Origin of the sequence: Pseudomonas sp. ANT_H12B, from assembly GCF_008369325.1 — a bacterium.
Taxonomy (GTDB): Bacteria; Pseudomonadota; Gammaproteobacteria; order Pseudomonadales; family Pseudomonadaceae; genus Aquipseudomonas.
On record NZ_VOBI01000007.1, the window covers coordinates 208,015 to 228,395 of the forward strand.

The window sequence follows — 20,381 nt, forward strand, 5'->3', positions numbered from 1 at the left end:
TTTTGGCTGACCGGCGCGTATTCACTGCCGTTTAGGCTTTTGAGAAAACTATTCATGAAGAAGCTGTGTTTGCTGGGCCTGTTCGTCAGCCTGGCCAGTCATAACGTACTGGCCGCCACGACGCCCGCACCTCTGGAAAACAAGGACGCCTTCATCAGCAACCTGATGAAGCAAATGACCCTCGATGAAAAGATCGGCCAGTTGCGCCTGATCAGCATCGGCCCGGAAATGCCTCGGGAGATGATCCGCAAGGAAATCGCAGCCGGCAACATCGGCGGCACGTTCAACTCGATCACCCGCCCGGAAAACCGTCCGATGCAGGACGCGGCCATGCGCAGCCGGTTGAAGATCCCGATGTTCTTCGCCTACGACGTGATCCACGGTCACCGGACCATTTTCCCGATCCCGATTGCCCTGGCCTCGAGTTGGGACATGGACGCCATCGGCCTGTCCGGGCGCATCGCCGCCAAGGAAGCCGCGGCTGACAGCCTCGACATTACCTTCGCGCCGATGGTCGACATCTCCCGCGACCCGCGCTGGGGCCGCACGTCCGAAGGCTTCGGCGAAGACACGTATCTGGTTTCGCGCATTGCCGGCGTGATGGTCAAGGCGTTCCAGGGCACGGGCGCGAACGCGGCCGACAGCATCATGGCCAGCGTCAAACACTTTGCCCTGTACGGCGCGGTCGAGGGCGGGCGCGACTACAACGTCGTCGACATGAGCCCGGTCAAGATGTTCCAGGACTACCTGCCACCGTACCGTGCGGCTATCGACGCCGGTGCTGGCGGGGTGATGGTCGCGCTGAACTCGATCAACGGCGTGCCGGCCACCGCCGACACCTGGCTGATGAACGACCTGTTGCGCACGCAATGGGGCTTCAAAGGCCTGGCGGTCAGCGACCACGGGGCGATTTTCGAGCTGATCAAACACGGCGTTGCCCGTGACGGTCGCGAAGCGGCGAAGCTGGCAATCAAGGCCGGCATCCACATGAGCATGAACGACACGCTCTACGGCAAAGAACTGCCAGGGCTGCTGAAGGCCGGTGAGATCCAGCAGAGCGACATCGATAACGCGGTGCGTGCGGTGCTCGACGCCAAGTACGACATGGGCCTGTTCAAGGACCCGTACCTGCGCATCGGCAAGGCTGAGGATGACCCGGTCGACACCTATGCCGAAAGCCGTCTGCACCGCGCCGAGGCCCGTGACGTCGCGCGCCGCAGCATGGTCTTGCTGAAGAACCGGGGCGAAACCCTGCCGCTGAAGAAAACCGCGAAAATCGCTCTGGTCGGTCCGCTGGCCAAGGCTCCGATCGACATGATGGGCAGTTGGGCCGCCGCAGGCCGTCCGGCGCAATCGGTCACCCTGTTCGACGGCATGACCACTGCACTGGGTGCGCAATCGACGCTGATCTATGCCCGTGGCGCCAACATCACCAGCGACAAGAAGGTCCTGGATTACCTGAACTTCCTCAACTTCGACGCCCCGGAAGTGGTGGACGATCCACGCTCGGCGGACGTGTTGATCGATGAAGCGGTGAAAGCCGCCAAGGATGCCGATGTGGTTGTGGCCGCTGTCGGCGAATCCCGTGGCATGTCGCACGAGTCGTCGAGCCGCACCGACCTGAACATCCCGGAAAACCAGCGAGCGCTGATTCGCGCCCTGAAAGCCACCGGCAAACCGTTGGTACTGGTGTTGATGAACGGCCGTCCGCTGTCGATTCTCGAAGAGAAGGAACAGGCTGACGCGATCCTGGAAACCTGGTTCAGCGGCACCGAAGGCGGCAACGCCATCGCCGACGTACTGTTCGGCGACTACAACCCATCGGGCAAACTGCCGATCAGCGTCCCGCGCTCGGTGGGTCAGATCCCGACCTACTACAACCACCTGAGCATTGGTCGGCCATTCACGCCGGGCAAACCGGGCAACTACACCTCGCAGTATTTCGATGACACGACCGGGCCGCTGTTCCCGTTTGGCTTCGGTCTGAGCTACACCGATTTCAGCCTGAGCGACATGGCGCTGTCGTCGACCACCCTGAACAAAACCGGCAAGCTCGACGCCAGCGTCATGCTGAAAAACACCGGCAAGCGGGACGGCGAAACCGTGGTGCAGTTGTACATCCAGGACGTGACCGGCTCGATGATCCGGCCGATCAAGGAACTGAAGAACTTCCAGAAAGTGCTGCTCAAGGCCGGCGAACAGAAAGTCGTGCGTTTCACCATCACCGAGGACGACCTGAAGTTTTTCAACGCCCAACTCAAGTACGGTGCGGAACCGGGCAAGTTCAACGTGCAGATCGGCCTGGATTCACAGGACGTGACGCAACAGAGCTTCGAGTTGCTGTAAATAAAACTGTGGGAGCGAGCCTGCTCGCGATGAGGCCATAACATTCAGCATCTTTGTAGAATGTTATGCCGCCATCGCGAGCAGGCTCACTCCCACATTAGATTTCAGTGTTTTCGGAGATTGTGCTCAGCCCCGTCGATCCAGCAGATTCACCACCAGCCGATCCACCCATCCCCAAATCCTTTGCTTCACCCGCCGCCACAACGGTCGGCGTTGCCATGCCTCCAGGCTGACTTCCTGACTCAGCGCAAAGTCCTTCTCGAAACTTGCCGCCACCGCACGCGTCAGCCCCGGGTCCAGCGCCTCAAGGTTGGCTTCCAGGTTGAAGCGCAAATTCCAATGATCGAAATTGCACGAGCCGATGCTCACCCAGTCGTCGATCAAGACCATTTTCAAATGCAGGAAACACGGCTGGTACTCGAAGATCTTCACCCCGGCCTTGAGCAATCGCGGGTAGTAGCGATGCCCGGCGTAGCGCACCGACGGGTGATCGGTGCGTGGTCCGGTCAGCAACAGGCGCACATCGACACCCCGGTCAGCGGCCCGGCGCAGTGAGCGACGAACTTTCCAGGTCGGCAGGAAATACGGTGTCGCCAGCCAGATCCGCTGCTGGCCGCTGTTCAACGCGCGGATCAGCGATTGCAGAATATCGCGATGCTGGCGGGCGTCGGCATAAGCCACCCGGCCCATGCCGACGCCCGTCGATGGCACTCGCGGCAGGCGCGGCAAGCCGAAATGCGCAGCGGGTTTCCAGGCGCGCCGATGACGGTTGGCGATCCATTGGCGGTCGAACAGCAACTGCCAGTCGATGACCAAGGGACCGGTGATTTCCACCATCACCTCGTGCCATTCGCTGGTGTCTTCACCCGGCGTCCAGAACTCATCGGTGACCCCGGTGCCGCCCACCACGGCCATGCTCTGATCGACCAGCAACAGCTTGCGATGATCGCGGTAGAAGTTGCCGACCCAGCGTCGCCAGCTCAGACGATTGTAGAAACGCAGTTCCACACCCGCCGCTATCAAACGCTGACGCAGGGTCAAGGTGAACGCGAGACTGCCGTAGTCATCGAACAGGCAGCGCACGCGCACACCGCGTTCGGCAGCCTGGACCAACGCCTGAACCATGGCCTCGGCGCAGGCACCCGCCTCCACCAGGTACAGCTCCAGTTCGACCTGTTCTTCGGCGCGAGCAATCGCGACCAACATGCGCGGAAAGAACTGCGGCCCGTCGATCAGCAGCTCGAAGTGGTTACCTTCGCGCCAAGGAAAGATTGCACCTGCCATGTCAGCGCGCCGTGAAAATCAGTACCGCACCCACCGGTACCGACAGACTGATGGCCGACAAACCGGCCACCTTGCGCAAGCTTTCCAGGCCGGGCGCCAGGTCGAAATCCGCAGCGTTGATCACCAATGGCTCGAGGGTCACCACCTGAAAGCGTCGGTCATCAAGTCGGGTCGCCAGCAGTTCGGCGTTGTAGTCGTGTGTTTTGCCGTGGAGGTTGACGGTCAGCGGCAAGCGCAATTCCAGTTGCGCGCCGGGGGCCAGGTCGTTGATCGGCCGCAGATCGATTTGTGTGGTGATCAGCGCTTCTGGGAAGGTCTGGATGTCAAACAGGTCTTTGCGCATGCGTTCATCGCGCAACGGAATGCCACTGTTGACCGATTCCAGCTCGACTTCCACCTCGGCGAAGCCCTTGGGACTGACTTTGCCGTGCAGCACCAAAAAGCGCTGCACTTCAGAAATGTTGGCATTTTTGGTGCTGATGAACGACAGCCGCGAGGACTCACCGTCGAGGTACCAGTTGGCCCGGGCCGACAGCGAGGCGCCGGCCAGCAGTAGAAAAGCAAGGGTTTTGCAGAGGGAGCGGTTGAACATAGAGACTCATGAGCAGATAAACCTGCACGAACCTTAACTGCCCGCGAGCAAGATGCAAACCGTAGCAGCTGGCGAAGCCTGCGGCTACAGGTCGTGCGCATATCGTCCATGCGGGATGATCTCAGGCGTTTTGCAGACAACCCGGCGATCGGTGCCGGACCCATTGCGTCAGCTGCTCATGGGCATACGCCAGTTGCAGCACCGCCTGATCGGCCTGAGCCGGGCCGATGATTTGCAGGCCCATGGGCAAACCGGCCGGGCTGAATCCCACCGGCACATTCATGCTCGGCAAACCGGCCAGGGTCGGCCCGATCACCACCTCCATCCACCGGTGATACGTGTCCATGGTCCGCCCGCCGACGACGCGCGGCCAAGGCGTTTGTGCATCAAAAGGGAATACTTGCGCGGTGGGCAACAGCAGAAAATCGTAACGTTCAAACAACTCGCTCAAGGCCCGATACCAGTCGCTGCGACTGACCGACGCCTGGTAGACATCCGCAGCGGTGAGCCGCAGCCCACCTTCGATTTCCCATTGCGCTTCGGGTTTGAGCAGGTCGCGTTTCTGTGGGTCGGCATACAATGCGCCAAGACTGCCCTGCACCAACCAGTGCCGATGCACCAGCCAGGTCTGCCACAAGCGATCCATGGAGAAATCCGGCTGACAGGCTTCGACCTTGCAACCCAGCGCCGTGAAATCCTCCAGCGCCGATTCGCACAGGCTCAACACGCCGTCGTCCATCGGCAAATAGCTGTTGTAGTCCCCCAGCCAACCCAATCTCACCTCACTGAAATTTCGCACCAGCGTGTCGTTGAAAATCTGCGGGCTCTGCGTGAGGGACAATGGCGCCCGCGCGTCGTAACCGGCTTGTGTGCTCAGTAAACGAGCGACATCAGTGACGCTGCGGCCCATCGGCCCTTCGGTGGCGAGTTGCTGGACGAACACATCCGGTGCAGGGCCGTGGGGCACGCGGCCTTGTGACGGACGAAAACCGAAGACATTGTTGAACGCCGCCGGGTTGCGCAACGAGCCCATCATGTCGCTGCCGTCGGCCACCGGCAGCATGCGCAACGCCAGCGCTACGGCCGCCCCGCCGCTGCTGCCACCGGCAACCAGCGTCGGGTCGTAGGCATTGGTGGTGGTGCCGAACACGCTGTTGTAAGTCTGCGAGCCGAGGCCGAACTCCGGGACGTTGGTCTTGCCGATGATGATCGCCCCACAGTCGCGAACCCGCGCCACGCTGATGGCGTCGTGCGGCGGAACCTGCTCGGCAAACAGCGGCGAGCCCATGGTCGTGCGCAAACCGGCGGTGGCCGCCAGGTCCTTGATCGCTTGCGGCATGCCGTGCATCCAGCCGCGGGACCGACCCTGGTCCAACTGCCGGTCGCAGGTGTCGGCTTCTGTCAGCAATTCCTCGGCCGGACGCAGGGACACCAACGCATTGACTTGCGGATTGAAGCGCTCGATCTGCGCCAGGTAGGCCTGCATTACTTCCCGGCAGGACACCTGTCGGGCATGAATCGCTCGGGACAACGCATCGGCGTTCATTTCAACAATCGGATTAATGCTCAAGGTTTTACCTCAAGGTTAAGTGCAGCGGATTTCTGTGTTTCGTGTATGCAGTAAGTGCCCAACAGCGCCAACACGCAAACGAACAGCACTCAGCGCCAGCTGTTACAAAGGTCAATGGCGCTCAGAGATTCAGTCGACAGCCCTGGCGTTCGCCGACCCACGCAGCGCTGTTGCTGCGGCCCATGCCGCTGACCGTCACACGCTTGCTGGCAGGGTCGTCAATAAAACCGCTGGTGGGCAGCCACTGCTTCACATAGCCGTGGCAGTACTCGGCGTCGTTATTCATTACGTATCGGCACGAGCAATATTCCTTGGCGGTGTAGGCACTGATGATGTCGGGAAATGCCCACAGCGCCACCCGCTCCTGCCAGATCCAGCCGAGCAAGGCGATCAGCAGGATCAACCCCAGTGTGCTGAACGGTCGGCGACGAACAAAACTGCGACGATTCATGGCTGTACCTTCACGGCAAATGCCTTGAGCGCGAGGTTGAGCAATGCGTTGTGCCGGTAGCTGTCGTCGCGGTCATCGCCGTAGCGGACGATCACCAGTTTTTCGCTGGGAATCACATACATTGCCTGACCCCAATGGCCCAGTGCCGCGAAGGTGTCGGCGGGCGCATCGGGCCAGGGTTGTCCTGCGCCATCCACCGCTCGGTTGAGCCACCAATGAGCGCCGGGCACGGCGTCGTCCTGATTGGCTTGATAGCGGGCGAAAGGTTCGCGGTTGAACGCGACCCAATCCTTGGGCAGCAATTGGCGCTCGCCCCAGCGACCGTCGCGGGCCATCAACAGGCCGACTCGGGCAAGGTCCCGGGCGGAGAGGTAGGCGTAGGACGAGGCGACAAATGTGCCCGTGGCATCGGTTTCCCAGACAGCGTGTCGAATCCCTAACGGCTCGAACAGCGCAGTCCAGGGATAGTCCGGATATCGGGTCGGGCCGACGATGGTTTTCAGTGCCGCGGACAGCAGATTGGTGTCGCCGCTGGAGTAACGCAATGCCTGACCCGGTGCGGCGTATGCGTCGTGGCCAGCGGTGAACGCGGCCATGTCGTGATGACCACGGGTGTAGAGCATCGCCACCACCGACGACTTCAACGGTGCGTATTCATAGTCTTCCTGCCAGTCCAGGCCTGAGGCCCAGTGCAGCAGATCGGCCATGGTCATGGCAGGGTGCTTTTTCAGCGCTGGATAGAATTTCAGCACCGGGTCCTGAAGTGTGAACAGGCCTTCGCCATAGGCCACGCCGAGGACCGTGGCCATCAGGCTTTTGCTGATGGACCAGGTCAGGTGAGGGGTGTCGGCGGTGGTCGGACCGGCATAGCGTTCGTAGATCAGTTGACCGTCGCGGATCACCAGCAAGGCGTCGGTGCGAATGCCTTGGCGGGTGCTGTCGTTGCGGGGAGGGAAGGCGTAGTTCTCCAGGGCTTGAAGCGCCGGCCCGGTGACTGTCGGGCCGGTAGACCACTGCTCGGCAGGCCAGTTTTCGGCGTGGGCCGTGAGGCTGAGCAACAGCATGAAAAACAGGGACAAGCCTTTGAACATGGTGGGTGCTCGGAAGGATGGACCTGCTGAGCCTAGTCGCGGTTGATGACAGTTCCGGGATTTGTGTCATCAAATGCGGCCGCCTTCGCGAGCAGGCTCGCTCCCACAGGGGAATGCATTTCAAAATGTGGGAGCGAGCCTGCTCGCGAAGAGGCCAGTCAGCCCACTGAAGATCCAGCGAGTGCCTTGGCCAACCGCTTACCCCTGGCCCCCGCCGCCAAATCCATCACGCCCTGATCGCGCTGCCACATCGCCGCCCAATGCTGCGGGCCATCGGCCAGTGCCTGATTGAGGTCAGCCTTGAGCCCGTCGAACTGCGCGAACAATCCTCCCAGCAACACATGCCCGACCGGATTATTCGGCGCTTGCCGACTGGCTTCCGCGCACCCGGCCAGTAGCGCCAGCAAGCGCAGTTGCAAGGTTTGTGGCCAGTCGCTGTCCTGGCCGACGCCGTACAGCCAGGCGGTCATGGCGCTCAGTACATAGATGTCTTCGAGGGTGCGGAACGGTTTGATGTACGCATCCCAGCCATCCCCCGCCAGCAATTCGCACTGCGCGTTATCGAGAAATAGCCGGCCGTGGCTGATGTCTGGCATCAACGGGATCGCCGGCAGTTGTTCCACCCGCACGCCCGGTTCATCGGGATAGACCACCGCCAGACTCAAACGCGGTCTTTCGCCGGGCTCTTCACTGCGAGCGGCAATCAGCAACCAGTCAGCAGCATCACCGGCAGTGACGAAATCCTTGCGCCCGCTCAGGCGCAAATCGCGCAGACGCGTCTGCATGTCCGCCACCCGCAGGCTGCGTTGTTCGGTTGCGCATAGCGCGCCAAGGCTCAGCGGCGCGCTCGGCCAAAGCATGCGCAACGCTGCTTGATAGCCCACCAGAAACGCCAGCCCCGGCGTTGACATCAAACGGCCACCAACCACCGCCAGCTCGAACGGCGTGACCGTGCCCAACAGGTGCAACAACGTCGCGAACCCCTCTGCCAGGTCCGGGTTGACGGGCAGGCGATCGCGGCGATTCAACAGGGTTTGCCAGGGCATAAGGGGCTCCTCGTGGGCTGTCATCTAAGCATCACCAAAGCTTCATGGCGATGACACCGGGGCTACATAGCCTGACTTTGCACAACACGGCTGCATAAAGAAAGTCGATCGGCTGCAACCCTAGACGGGTGAACGGCCCGTACGGAGATTCGCAATGACTCAGATCGCCCGCATCAGCGACACCGGCAATGAACGCCGCCTGCAAGCCGAACGCCTGGTGGGCGCCGAGGCCTTGCAGGAAGCCCAGGCCCTGCGCTTCAACGTGTTCAGCGGCGAATTCAACGCCAAACTCAAGGGTGCTGAACGGGGTCTGGACATGGATGATTATGATGTTCACTGCGCCCACATCGGCGTGCGTGACTTGAATACCGGGCGCCTGGTGGCGACCACTCGCTTGCTCGACCACACGGCTGCCAGCAGCCTGGGCAAGTTCTACAGCGAAGAAGAATTCAGCCTGCACGGCCTGGTTCATTTGAAGGGCCCGATCCTCGAAATCGGCCGCACCTGCGTCGACCCGGCCTACCGCAACGGCGGCACCATCGCCGTACTTTGGGGTGAGCTGGCCGAAGTGCTGAACCAGGGCGGCTACAGCTATTTGATGGGTTGCGCGAGCATCCCGATGCAGGACGGCGGCATCCAGGCCCACGCGATCATGCAGCGCCTGCGCGAACGCTACCTGTGCACCGAACACCTGCGGGCCGAACCGAAAAAACCGTTGCCCACATTGGACATCCCGTCCAACGTCATCGCCGAAATGCCACCGCTGCTCAAGGCCTACATGCGCCTGGGCGCGAAGATCTGCGGCGAGCCGTGCTGGGACGAAGACTTCCAGGTGGCCGACGTGTTCATCCTGCTCAAGCGCGACGAACTCTGCCCGCGTTATGCCAAGCACTTCAAGGCGGCAGTGTGATGAGTCGCTTGCGGGTGTACGCGCGGGTTGCGCGAGTGCTTTTCGTCGTTGCTCTGGGCTTGACCATGGCCGGTGTGTTTGGGCTGTTCGAGCGTTTGGGGATTGCTCATTCGATGGTCCGTCGCCAGCGCTGGTCCAGGTTTTTCATGGCGCGGCTGAGCAATGCCCTGCCCTTTCAGGTGACCGTGCACGGCGAGTTGCCGAAATCGCCGATGCTCTGGGTCAGCAATCACGTGTCCTGGACCGACATTCCGCTGCTGGGCATGCTCACGCCACTGTCATTCCTGTCCAAGGCCGAAGTGCGCACCTGGCCGGTGGCCGGCTGGTTGGCGGCCAAGGCCGGCAGCCTGTTCATCCGTCGTGGTTCGGGCGACAGCCAGTTGATCCGCAAACAGATGACCCGCCATTTGCAGCAAGAACATCCGCTGCTGATGTTCCCGGAAGGCACCACCACCGATGGCCGTTCGTTGCGCACCTTTCATGGACGCTTGCTGTCCGCGGCGATCGACTCCGAAGTGGCGCTGCAGCCGGTGGCGATTCGTTATCTGCGTGACGGTGAACTCGATTCGCTGGCACCGTTCATTGGCGATGACGATTTGCTCTCGCACCTGATGCGCTTGTTTGCCAATGAGCGGGGTGAGGTGCAGATTCATCTGCTCAAGCCGATCGCTTGTGAAGGTCGCGAGCGTGCGGCGCTGGCCTTTGAGGCGCAGCAGGCGGTGCAGAAGGCGTTGTTTGGGGCGATTCCGCAAACACAGCAAGTCCCGATGCGTCCCGCGATTGCAGCTTAAATACAGATCCCTGTGGGAGCGGTCTTGCCCGCTCCCACAGTGGTTTATGTCGCTGGATAGTTTTGGGCAAAATCCTGAAGTTGCGGATAGAACAACCTGAAGTCTTCGCTCAACGGCTCGTACAACACCCGCAACTCCTGCATTGCTGCGGCCAGCTCTTCCGGTCGCGTCAATCGCCGTGAAATACCCCGCAGCACCTGCTCCAGCACCGCGAACTCCTGATAAGAACCCAACCAGTCATTCGCTACCATGTGCGGCGCAATCATCGCCAGCCGTTCCGGCAATTGCGGCTCCGTAGACAGCACCCGGTATACATCCGAGGTGAACTGCGCAAGCGGCTGATCCGAATAAAGCGACCAGTCCCGCGCCAGGCAATGGTCGAAAAACACATCGAGCACGATCCCGGCGTAACGCCGACGCGTCAGGGAAAACCGTGACAACGAGGTATCCACCAACGGATGGCGATCGGTAAAAACGTCGATGCTGCGGTGCAGCTGGATGGCCGCTTCGATCTCCGGATCGAACTGCCCTTGCAGCCGCCCTTTGACGAAATCGCCATACAGGCTGCCGAGCAATTGACCGGGGCGCTGGCCACCGAGGTGCAGATGTGCGAGATAGTTCATGCCGCGCAGCTTAGCACTGCGGCACACATATCGTTATAACCCGATATACCAATTTGTCCGGTCTTCAGACCAAAATCATATTGGTATATCGCGAAGTACCGATTTAAAGTTCGCCTCATCGCGATATAGCGTTTTACTCATCACGAGTCCAAACCCATGACCATCGACCTCGACGAAATAATAAAAGCCCTGGCACACCCAGTACGCCGAGACATCCTCATCTGGCTGAAAGACCCCAAGGTCCAGTTCCCGGAACAGATCCACAACCACGAGTACGGCATTTGCGCCGGGCAGATCGATCAACGCTGCGGTCTGTCGCAGTCGACCGTATCCGCGCATTTGGCGACCTTGCAACGTGCAGGTCTGATCAGCAGCCAGAAAGCCGGTCAATGGCACTTCTTCAAACGCAACGAAGACGTGATTCAAGCGGCCCTCGACGCCATCGTCAAAGAGCTCAGCGCTCCGACCAGGAATTAAACAATGCCCCTCTCGCTACTCATTCTGGCCTTGAGCGCCTTCGCCATCGGCACCACCGAGTTCGTCATCATGGGCTTGCTGCCCGATGTGGCGGCGGACCTCGGTGTGTCGATCCCCGGCGCAGGCTGGCTGGTGACCGGTTACGCCCTGGGCGTGGCCATTGGCGCACCGTTCATGGCACTGGCCACCTCTCGATTGCCGCGCAAGGCCGCGCTGGTAGCGTTGATGGGGATTTTCATCATCGGCAACCTGCTCTGTGCAATTGCCACCGACTACAACGTGCTGATGTTTGCCCGTGTGGTGACCGCCCTCTGCCACGGTGCGTTCTTCGGCATTGGCTCAGTGGTGGCAGCAGGTCTGGTGCCAGCGAACAAGCGCGCTTCGGCAGTGGCATTGATGTTCACCGGCCTGACCCTGGCCAACGTGCTCGGCGTTCCGCTGGGCACCGCGCTCGGTCAGGAAGCCGGCTGGCGTTCGACCTTCTGGGCGGTGACCGTGATTGGTGTGATCGCCTTGATCGGCTTGATCCGCTTCCTCCCGGCCAAGCGTGATGAAGAGAAACTCGACATGCGCGCCGAACTGTGCGCCCTCAAAGGCGCCGGGATTTGGCTGTCGTTGAGCATGACCGCGTTGTTCGCAGCTTCCGTATTCACCCTGTTCACCTACGTCGCCCGCTGCTCGGCGATGTCACCGGCGTCTCGCCCAAAGGCGTGACCTGGACCCTGATGCTCATCGGCCTGGGCCTGACGGTCGGCAACATCATCGGCGGCAAACTGGCGGACAAAAGCATGGCCGCCACGCTGATCGGCGTCTTTATCTCGATGGCCGTGATTTCGACCGTACTGACCTGGACCAGCGTCGCACTGATTCCGACCGAAATCACCCTGTTCCTCTGGGCCACCGCGTGCTTTGCCGCCGTGCCCGCGCTGCAAGTGAACGTGGTGACCTACGGCAAAGCCGCACCGAACCTGGTGTCGACCCTGAACATCGGCGCTTTCAATATCGGCAACGCACTGGGCGCCTGGGTCGGTGGCAGCGTCATCGCCCACGGTTTCGGCTTGACCAGCGTTCCTCTCGCGGCAGCGGCACTGGCGGTTCTCGCCCTGCTGGTGACCCTGATTACTTTCCGTCAGCGCGGTAATCCCGAGCTGGCCCCTGCTACCAACTGATTCACTTACCTCACGAGGGTTGTATTTCATGACGACTATTTTCGATCCGATCAAACTGGGCGACCTCGAGTTGGCCAACCGCATCATCATGGCGCCGCTGACCCGCTGCCGCGCCGACGAAGGACGCGTGCCAAACGCGCTGATGGCCGAGTACTACGTACAACGCGCTTCGGCCGGCCTGATCCTCAGCGAGGCCACTTCGGTCACGCCGATGGGCGTCGGCTACCCGGACACCCCGGGTATCTGGTCCAACGATCAAGTGCGTGGCTGGGCCAATGTGACCAAGGCGATCCACGGCGCGGGCGGCAAGATTTTCCTGCAACTGTGGCACGTCGGCCGTATTTCCCACGGCTCGTACCTGGACGGTGAAGTGCCGGTCGCACCGAGCGCCATTCAGCCAAAAGGCCATGTCAGCCTGGTTCGCCCACTGGCCGACTTCCCAACCCCACGCGCTCTGGAAACCGCTGAAATCGCCGACATCGTCGACGCCTACCGCGTCGGTGCCGAGAACGCCAAGGCAGCCGGTTTCGACGGCGTGGAAATCCACGGCGCCAACGGTTACCTGCTCGATCAGTTCCTGCAAAGCAGCACCAACCAGCGCACCGACAACTACGGCGGATCCCTGGAAAACCGTGCACGCCTGCTGTTGGAAGTGACCGACGCTGCCATCGAAGTCTGGGGCGCTGGCCGCGTCGGTGTGCACCTGGCACCGCGTGCCGACTCCCATGACATGGGCGACGACAACCTGTCCGAGACTTTCACCTACGTCGCTCGCGAACTGGGCAAACGTGGCATCGCCTTCATCTGCTCCCGCGAGAAAGAAGATGGCGACAGCCTCGGCCCACAATTGAAAGCAGCGTTCGGTGGCCCGTACATCGTCAACGAGCGTTTCACCAAAGACAGCGCCAACGCCTGGCTCGCCAGCGGCAAGGCCGATGCGGTCGCCTTCGGTGTGCCGTTCATTGCCAACCCGGACTTGCCAGCACGTTTGAAGGCCGACGCACAGCTGAACGAAGCACGCCCTGAACTGTTTTACGCCAAGGGCCCGGTCGGTTACATCGACTACCCAACGCTGTAAGCCGCACGACTGAAACGCAAAAGCCCCGACTCGCAAGAGCCGGGGCTTTTTTGCGCCGGGTTGGCCACACTCATTCACACACTCGACACAAAATCCCTACAAAATACTGAGTTTGCTACCTGTCAACCTGACGAGCGTACGTATATAAAAGTACCCCATTACCAGAGCGAGCGAAGTGACAGTGCTTCTCCCGCCTCAACTGTTGATATAAACCGATCAAATTACGAAACTTGTTTCATTTGCGCAGGCTGGGGCTCAAGCGCAGCATGTCCAACCCTGTATCGACCAGACGCTCGGCGTCGATGTGCAGTTCAAAGCTGTCGGGCGCCAACAGCCACTGATACAGGATGCCATCGATGTACGCATGCAGGCTGATGGCCGCGCGGACCGTATCGAGGCTTTCCGGTAACTGCGCGCGATTGACTGCATTACTCAAGGCCAGGGCGATGCGCACATTGCAATCAAGGCTGACCGCTCGGCGCTGCTGGCGCAGGTCGCACATTTCATCGGTGAATTCGCACTTATGAAACAAAATCTCATTGATGCGTCGGGTTTTCGGGTCCAGGGCAACTTGATGAAACAAATGAATCAGCAGCTTGCGCATGCAACCCAAGGGGTCGAGTTCATCTTCGCTTTCACTGGCCTTGGCCATTTCATCCAGCGGCTCATGCAAGGTATCAAGCATGGCCTGCACCAGATCCGCCTTATTGCTGAAATGCCAGTAGATGGCCCCGCGAGTGACGCCGGCCAGGGTAGCGATATCCGCCAGTGTCGTGCGCGCCACGCCCCTTTCGTAAAAGGCTTTTTCCGCCGCTTCGAGTATCTGGCTTCGGGTTTCTTGAGCTTCCTCTTTGGTACGACGGACCATGGCAGTAAAACCTCAATCAGGATGCTTCAACGATTTCTGACTATTCGCTGAACAAATAGTGGGGCGAGCGCTCTTGGGCGTCGTCTCCGGCTTACAATTCGAATCTTTGAACGGCCTTTGTAACGGTGTGGATACGCGGCCAAGGTGTTTACAAACAACCATGAACGTAAGTATATTACTTAGCAAGCTACTTATCCACTCAGCGCACATCTTTTACCTTTCCACATTTCTAGTGCGCAATTTGCGCGCCTGACCCGAGGATTTTCATGCAATTCAAGCCAGCTGTTACCGCTCTGGTCACTGCCCTCGCCCTGGCATCGCTGCTCAGCGGATGCAAACAGGAAGAGGCGGCGCCTGCCGCACCACCCCCTCAGGTCGGCGTCGTTACCCTGCAACCTCAAGCCTTCACCCTGACCTCAGAGCTTCCGGGCCGTACCAGCGCGTACCGCATCGCCGAAGTTCGCCCTCAGGTCAACGGCATCATTCTCAAGCGTCTGTTCAAGGAAGGCGGCGACGTCAAGGCCGGCCAGCAGCTGTATCAGATTGATCCGGCAGTTTATGAGGCCACCCTGAAAAGCGCCCAAGCAAACCTGCAGCAGACCAAATCGATTTCCGATCGATACAAGCAGTTGGTCAGCGAACAGGCCGTGAGCCGTCAGGAATACGACACGGCCCTGGCCAACCGGTTGCAATCGGAAGCCGCCCTGCAAAGCGCCCAAATCAATGTGCGTTACACCAAGGTTTACGCGCCTATCTCCGGCCGTATCGGCCGATCGAGCGTGACCGAAGGCGCACTTGTCAGCAATGGCCAGACCGACGCCATGGCGGTGATCCAGCAACTGGACCCGATCTACGTCGACGTGACTCAGTCTTCGGTAGAGCTGCTTGAGCTGCGCCGCGAACTGGAAAGCGGTCGCCTGCAAAAGGCTGGCGACACTGCGGCAGCGGTCAAGCTGACCCTGGAAGACGGCAGCCAGTACAAACAGGAAGGCAAGCTCGAATTCTCCGAAGTCTCGGTTGACCAGACCACCGGTTCCGTGACCCTGCGTGCAGTGTTCCCTAACCCTGATCACACCCTGCTGCCGGGCATGTTCGTTCACGCTCAATTGCAGGCCGGTGTGAACGCCGCAGCGATTCTGGCACCGCAACAAGGCGTCACCCGCGACCTCAAAGGCACCCCGACCGCGCTGGTCGTCGGCCCGGACAACAAGGTCGAGCTGCGTCAACTCAAGGCCAGTCGCACCGTCGGTAGCCAATGGCTGATCGAAGATGGTCTGAAGGCAGGCGATCGCCTGATCACTGAAGGACTGCAATTCGTTAAACCTGGCGTTGAAGTAAAAGCCAGTGAAGCGACTAACGTTGGCGCAAAGAACCCGGCCCCCGCACAGGCAGCTAGCAAGGCTTCCAGCGGCAAAGGGGAGTAAACCATGTCCAGATTTTTTATCGACCGTCCGATTTTCGCCTGGGTAATTGCCCTGGTGATCATGCTGGTCGGGGCACTATCGATCCTCAAACTCCCGATCAACCAATACCCGAGCATTGCGCCTCCGGCCATTGCGATCTCTGTGACCTACCCGGGCGCGTCTGCACAAACCGTGCAGGACACCGTGGTGCAAGTGATCGAGCAACAGCTCAACGGTATCGATAACCTGCGTTATGTCTCCTCGGAAAGTAACTCCGACGGCAGCATGACCATTACCGCGACCTTCGAGCAGGGCACCAACTCCGATACCGCGCAGGTTCAGGTCCAGAACAAACTGAACCTGGCCACCCCGCTGCTGCCGCAAGAAGTGCAGCAACAGGGTATCCGCGTGACCAAGGCAGTGAAGAACTTCCTGATGGTGATCGGCGTGGTGTCGCGCGACGGCAGCATGACCAAGGACGACCTGTCCAACTACATCGTGTCGAACATGCAGGACCCGATCTCGCGAACCGCCGGTGTTGGTGACTTCCAGGTCTTCGGTGCCCAGTACGCGATGCGGATCTGGCTCGACCCGGCCAAGTTGAACAACTACAACCTGACCCCTGTGGACGTGAAAACCGCCATTGCGGCGCAGAACGTCCAGGTCTCGTCCGGTCAACTCGGTGGCTTGCCTGCCGTAGCCGGTCAACAACTGAACGCGACGATCATCGGCAAGACCCGTCTGCAGACTGCCGAGCAGTTCAAGGCGATCCTGCTCAAGGTCAACAAGGACGGCTCGCAGGTGCGTGTCGGCGACGTAGCGGATGTCGCTCTGGGCGGCGAAAACTACTCGATCAGCGCCCAGTTCAACGGCAGCCCGGCCTCCGGTCTGGCGGTGAAACTGGCCAACGGCGCCAATGCCCTCGACACGGCAAAAGCCCTGCGCAAGACCATCGAGACCCTCAAGCCGTTCTTCCCGGAAGGGATGGAAGTGGTGTTCCCGTACGACACCACGCCAGTGGTGACCGAGTCGATCAAAGGTGTAGTTGAAACCCTGGTCGAAGCGATCGTGCTGGTGTTCCTGGTGATGTTCCTGTTCCTGCAAAACTTCCGCGCCACCGTCATCACCACGATGACCGTGCCAGTGGTATTGCTGGGTACTTTCGGGATCCTCGCGGCGTTCGGCTTCAGCATCAACACCCTGACCATGTTCGGTATGGTGTTGGCCATCGGCTTGCTGGTGGACGATGCCATCGTGGTGGTGGAAAACGTCGAACGGGTCATGAGTGAAGAAGGCCTGTCACCCAAGGAGGCCACCAAGAAATCCATGGGGCAGATCCAGGGTGCACTGGTCGGTATCGCGCTGGTCCTGTCGGCGGTACTGCTGCCGATGGCGTTCTTCAGCGGCTCCACCGGTGTGATCTACAAGCAGTTCTCGATCACCATCGTCTCGGCCATGGCCCTGTCGGTACTGGTTGCGTTGATCTTCACCCCGGCACTCTGCGCCACCATGCTCAAGCCCATTCCGAAGGGCGAGCACGGCACACCCAAGCGCGGTTTCTTCGGCTGGTTCAACCGCAATTTCGACCGCGGCGTCAAAAGCTACGAGCGTGGCGTGGGCAACATGCTCACGAACAAGGCCCCCTACCTGCTGGCCTACATCATCATCCTGGTCGGCATGATCTGGCTGTTCACCCGCATACCAACGGCATTCCTGCCCGAAGAAGATCAGGGCGTACTGTTTGCCCAGGTGCAGACCCCTGCCGGTTCCAGTGCCGAGCGCACACAAGTGGTCGTGGACGAGATGCGTGAATTCCTCCTGCGTCCGACCAAGGACGGTGGTGAGGGCGACGCAGTAGCCTCGGTGTTTACCGTGAACGGCTTCAACTTCGCCGGCCGTGGCCAGAGTTCGGGTATGGCGTTCATCATGCTCAAACCATGGGGTGAACGTAACGCCGATAACAGCGTATTCAAACTTGCGGCTCGTGCCCAGCAGCACTTCCTCACCTTCCGTGACGCCATGGTGTTCGCCTTCGCGCCACCGGCGGTACTGGAGCTGGGTAACGCCACAGGTTTCGACGTGTTCCTGCAGGACCGCGCCGGTATCGGTCACGACAAGCTGATGGATGCGCGTAACCAGTTCCTCGGCATGGCGGCGCAAAGCAAGGTCCTGTCGCAGGTCCGTCCGAACGGGCTGAACGACGAACCGCAGTATCAGCTGGAAATCGACGACGAGAAGGCCAGTGCCCTAGGCGTGACCCTCACTGACATCAACAACACCTTGTCGATTGCTTTGGGCAGTAGCTATGTGAACGACTTCATCGACCGCGGTCGGGTAAAGAAGGTTTACGTGCAAGGCCAGCCTGGCGCTCGCATGAGCCCTGAAGACGTCAAGAAGTGGTATGTGCGCAATAGCGCCGGCACCATGGTGCCGTTCTCCGCCTTCGCCAAGGGTGAGTGGATTTACGGTGCACCGAAGTTGTCGCGTTACAACGGCGTAGAAGCGATGGAAATCCTCGGTGCCCCGGCGCCTGGTTATTCCACCGGTGAAGCCATGGCCGAAGTCGAAGCCCTGGCCAAGAAACTACCGGCCGGTGTCGGTATTTCCTGGACCGGTCTGTCATACGAGGAGCGTCTATCCGGCTCGCAAGCGCCAGCGCTGTACGCGTTGTCGCTGCTGATGGTGTTCCTGTGTCTGGCGGCGCTGTATGAAAGCTGGTCGATCCCGATCGCGGTGATGTTGGTGGTGCCTTTGGGGATCATCGGTGCGCTGATGGCGACCAGCCTGCGCGGCCTGTCCAACGACGTGTACTTCCAGGTGGGCTTGTTGACAACCATCGGTCTGGCGGCGAAAAACGCCATTCTGATCGTCGAATTCGCCAAGGAACTTCACGAGCAGGGGCGTAGCTTGCGCGATGCGGCAATTGAAGCCTGCCGGATGCGTTTGCGACCGATCATCATGACCTCGCTCGCGTTCGTCCTCGGTGTGGTACCACTGGCGATTTCCACGGGTGCAGGTTCGGGTAGCCAACATGCGATCGGTACCGGAGTAATTGGCGGTATGCTCACGGCCACGATCCTGGCGATCTTCTGGGTCCCGCTATTCTTCGTCACCGTGTCGTCCATTGGTCAGCGCAAAAAAGTCGACCAGGATGACGCTATTGAACCTTCTAAAGAGGCTGGCTAATGCGCAAGTCGCTACTCTCCATCGCAGTCGCTGCCTTCGTGCTTAGCGGCTGCTCGCTGATACCCGATTATCAGCAGCCTGAAGCACCGGTGGCGGCCCAATACCCGCAAGGTCCGGCGTATTCGTCGGCCCAAGCGCCTGACCAGGCCGCTGCCGAACAGGGCTGGAAGCAGTTTTTCCATGATCCGGCACTGCAGCAGCTGATCCAGGTCGCGCTGGAAAACAACCGCGACCTGCGGGTCGCGGCGCTGAACATTGATGCCTTCGCGGCTCAATACCGCATTCAACGTGCCGATCTGTTCCCGGCGGTTTCCGCCAATGGTACCGGCAGCCGTCAGCGGGTTCCGGCTCGAGCCTCGCAGACCGGTGAAGCGGGTATCACCAGCTCCTACTCCGCCACGGTCGGCATCAGCGCCTATGAACTCGACCTGTTCGGTCGGGTTCGCAGCCTGAGCGAAGAAGCGCTGCTGCAATACTTCGCCACTGAAGAAGGGCGTCGCAGCACTCAGATCAGCCTGGTGGCCAGCGTGGCCAATGCCTACCTGACCTGGCAGGCCGACAAAGAACTGTTGAAACTGACCCAGGACACCCTCGGTGCATTCGAGGAGAGCTACAAGCTCACCTCGCGCAGCAACGAAGTGGGGGTCGCCTCGGCCCTCGACCTGGCCCAGTCGCGTACCTCGGTGGAAAACGCCCGGGCGCAACGGGCCAAGTACACCCGTCAAGTCGCTCAGGATGAAAACAGCCTGGTGCTGCTGCTTGGCACCGGTGTCCCGGCCAACCTGCAAACGGCCAAACCACTGGCTGACGACCTGCTGAGCGACGTGCCGGCCGGTCTGCCATCAGACTTGCTGCAACGTCGTCCGGACATCCTCCAGGCCGAGTACAACCTGAAAGCTGCCAACGCCAACATCGGCGCGGCACGGGCGGCGTTCTTCCCGAGCATCAGCCTGACAGCCAATGCCGGCTCCCTGAGCCCGGACCTGTCCGGTCTGTTCAAGGGTGGTTCGGGTACCTGGTTGTTCCAGCCGCAGATCAACCTGCCGATCTTCAACGCCGGCAGCCTGCGCGCCAGTCTGGATTATTCGAAAATCCAGAAAGACATCGGCGTGGCGAACTACGAGAAGTCCATTCAGACGGCCTTCCAGGAAGTCGCCGACGGCCTGGCTGCCCGCCAGACCTACACCGATCAGTTGCAGGCGCAGCGTGACTTCGTCACCGCCAACCAGGATTACTACCGTCTGGCCGAGCGTCGCTACCGCATCGGTGTCGACAGCAACCTGACCTTCCTTGATGCCCAGCGTCAGCTGTTCAGTGCCCAGCAGGTGCTGATCACCGACCGTCTGGCGCAGCTGGTCAGTGCCGTCAATCTGTACAAGGCACTGGGCGGTGGCTGGAACGAGCAAACCGCGAAGAACGAGCCGTTGAAAGAAGAAGCGCCGAAGCTGAAGTTGTTCTGATAGCGCTGAAAAACAAGAAGCCCACCGATTGGTGGG

Annotated in this window: 16 protein-coding genes and 1 pseudogene; 9 read left to right on the forward strand and 8 right to left on the reverse strand. The window is 60.4% G+C overall.

Going from position 1 to position 20,381, the window contains the following annotated elements:
- The first annotated feature begins 54 nt into the window (after positions 1-54).
- Positions 55-2,346 (forward strand): beta-glucosidase BglX, encoded by a 2,292-nt coding sequence (gene bglX, locus FQ185_RS13555; RefSeq protein WP_149417838.1) that lies wholly within the window; start codon positions 55-57, stop codon positions 2,344-2,346.
- A gap of 126 nt (positions 2,347-2,472) precedes the next feature.
- On the opposite strand, the gene FQ185_RS13560 is transcribed toward bglX, so the two are convergent.
- The 6 genes from FQ185_RS13560 to FQ185_RS13585 all read right to left on the reverse strand — a co-directional run bounded on the left by FQ185_RS13560 (position 2,473) and on the right by FQ185_RS13585 (position 8,380).
- Positions 2,473-3,630: a phosphatidylserine/phosphatidylglycerophosphate/cardiolipin synthase family protein gene (locus tag FQ185_RS13560; protein ID WP_149417839.1), complete on the reverse strand. Its 1,158-nt coding sequence runs from the start codon at positions 3,628-3,630 to the stop codon at positions 2,473-2,475.
- 1 nt (position 3,631) lies between these two features.
- Positions 3,632-4,222, reverse strand: coding sequence for a YceI family protein (locus FQ185_RS13565; protein ID WP_149417840.1), 591 nt, complete (start codon positions 4,220-4,222; stop codon positions 3,632-3,634).
- 121 nt (positions 4,223-4,343) lie between these two features.
- Positions 4,344-5,792, reverse strand: coding sequence for an amidase (locus FQ185_RS13570; protein ID WP_371926616.1), 1,449 nt, complete (start codon positions 5,790-5,792; stop codon positions 4,344-4,346).
- Positions 5,793-5,913: 121 nt separating this feature from the next.
- The gene (locus FQ185_RS13575; protein ID WP_149417841.1) at positions 5,914-6,243 is read right to left on the reverse strand and encodes an amidase; all 330 of its coding nucleotides are present in this window, start codon (positions 6,241-6,243) and stop codon (positions 5,914-5,916) included.
- On the reverse strand, positions 6,240-7,334 hold the full coding sequence (locus FQ185_RS13580; protein ID WP_149417842.1) for a serine hydrolase: 1,095 nt from the start codon (positions 7,332-7,334) through the stop codon (positions 6,240-6,242). Before FQ185_RS13580 ends, FQ185_RS13575 begins: the two co-directional genes overlap by 4 nt.
- Before the next feature lie 158 nt (positions 7,335-7,492).
- Positions 7,493-8,380: an acyl-CoA dehydrogenase family protein gene (locus FQ185_RS13585; RefSeq protein WP_149417843.1), complete on the reverse strand. Its 888-nt coding sequence runs from the start codon at positions 8,378-8,380 to the stop codon at positions 7,493-7,495.
- Positions 8,381-8,534: 154 nt separating this feature from the next.
- Between FQ185_RS13585 and olsB the strand changes: the two genes are divergently transcribed.
- Both olsB and FQ185_RS13595 read left to right on the forward strand, forming a co-directional pair.
- The gene (olsB, locus tag FQ185_RS13590; RefSeq protein WP_149417844.1) at positions 8,535-9,290 is read left to right on the forward strand and encodes an L-ornithine N(alpha)-acyltransferase; all 756 of its coding nucleotides are present in this window, start codon (positions 8,535-8,537) and stop codon (positions 9,288-9,290) included.
- Positions 9,290-10,081, forward strand: a complete 792-nt coding sequence (locus FQ185_RS13595) for a lysophospholipid acyltransferase family protein (RefSeq protein ID WP_149417845.1) — start codon at positions 9,290-9,292, stop codon at positions 10,079-10,081. Before olsB ends, FQ185_RS13595 begins: the two co-directional genes overlap by 1 nt.
- Before the next feature lie 44 nt (positions 10,082-10,125).
- On the opposite strand, the gene FQ185_RS13600 is transcribed toward FQ185_RS13595, so the two are convergent.
- Positions 10,126-10,704 carry an ACP phosphodiesterase gene (locus FQ185_RS13600; RefSeq protein ID WP_149417846.1) on the reverse strand — a complete coding sequence of 193 codons (579 nt, stop codon included), beginning with the start codon at positions 10,702-10,704 and terminating at the stop codon, positions 10,126-10,128.
- 156 nt (positions 10,705-10,860) lie between these two features.
- Here FQ185_RS13600 and FQ185_RS13605 point away from each other — a divergent pair, with 156 nt between their 5' ends.
- From FQ185_RS13605 to FQ185_RS13615, 3 genes and pseudogenes are all read left to right on the forward strand, one after another.
- Positions 10,861-11,181, forward strand: coding sequence for a helix-turn-helix transcriptional regulator (locus FQ185_RS13605; protein WP_123507456.1), 321 nt, complete (start codon positions 10,861-10,863; stop codon positions 11,179-11,181).
- A 3-nt stretch (positions 11,182-11,184) separates the two neighbouring features.
- Positions 11,185-12,350, forward strand: a pseudogene (locus tag FQ185_RS13610) (MFS transporter).
- A 28-nt stretch (positions 12,351-12,378) separates the two neighbouring features.
- The gene (locus FQ185_RS13615) at positions 12,379-13,428 is read left to right on the forward strand and encodes an alkene reductase (protein WP_149417847.1); all 1,050 of its coding nucleotides are present in this window, start codon (positions 12,379-12,381) and stop codon (positions 13,426-13,428) included.
- Between the two features lie 235 nt (positions 13,429-13,663).
- Here FQ185_RS13615 and emhR read toward each other — a convergent pair whose 3' ends face one another.
- A complete protein-coding gene (emhR, locus tag FQ185_RS13620) occupies positions 13,664-14,296 on the reverse strand; it encodes an efflux system transcriptional repressor EmhR (RefSeq protein ID WP_149417848.1) in 633 nt (210 codons plus the stop codon).
- Positions 14,297-14,562: 266 nt separating this feature from the next.
- Here emhR and emhA point away from each other — a divergent pair, with 266 nt between their 5' ends.
- The 3 genes from emhA to emhC are packed head-to-tail and all read left to right on the forward strand — an operon-like array spanning position 14,563 to position 20,345.
- Positions 14,563-15,720: an efflux RND transporter periplasmic adaptor subunit EmhA gene (gene emhA / locus FQ185_RS13625; RefSeq protein ID WP_149417849.1), complete on the forward strand. Its 1,158-nt coding sequence runs from the start codon at positions 14,563-14,565 to the stop codon at positions 15,718-15,720.
- A gap of 3 nt (positions 15,721-15,723) precedes the next feature.
- Positions 15,724-18,885 (forward strand): efflux RND transporter permease subunit EmhB, encoded by a 3,162-nt coding sequence (gene emhB / locus FQ185_RS13630; RefSeq protein WP_149417850.1) that lies wholly within the window; start codon positions 15,724-15,726, stop codon positions 18,883-18,885.
- Positions 18,885-20,345: an efflux RND transporter outer membrane subunit EmhC gene (emhC, locus tag FQ185_RS13635; RefSeq protein WP_149417851.1), complete on the forward strand. Its 1,461-nt coding sequence runs from the start codon at positions 18,885-18,887 to the stop codon at positions 20,343-20,345. Before emhB ends, emhC begins: the two co-directional genes overlap by 1 nt.
- Positions 20,346-20,381: the final 36 nt, after the last annotated feature.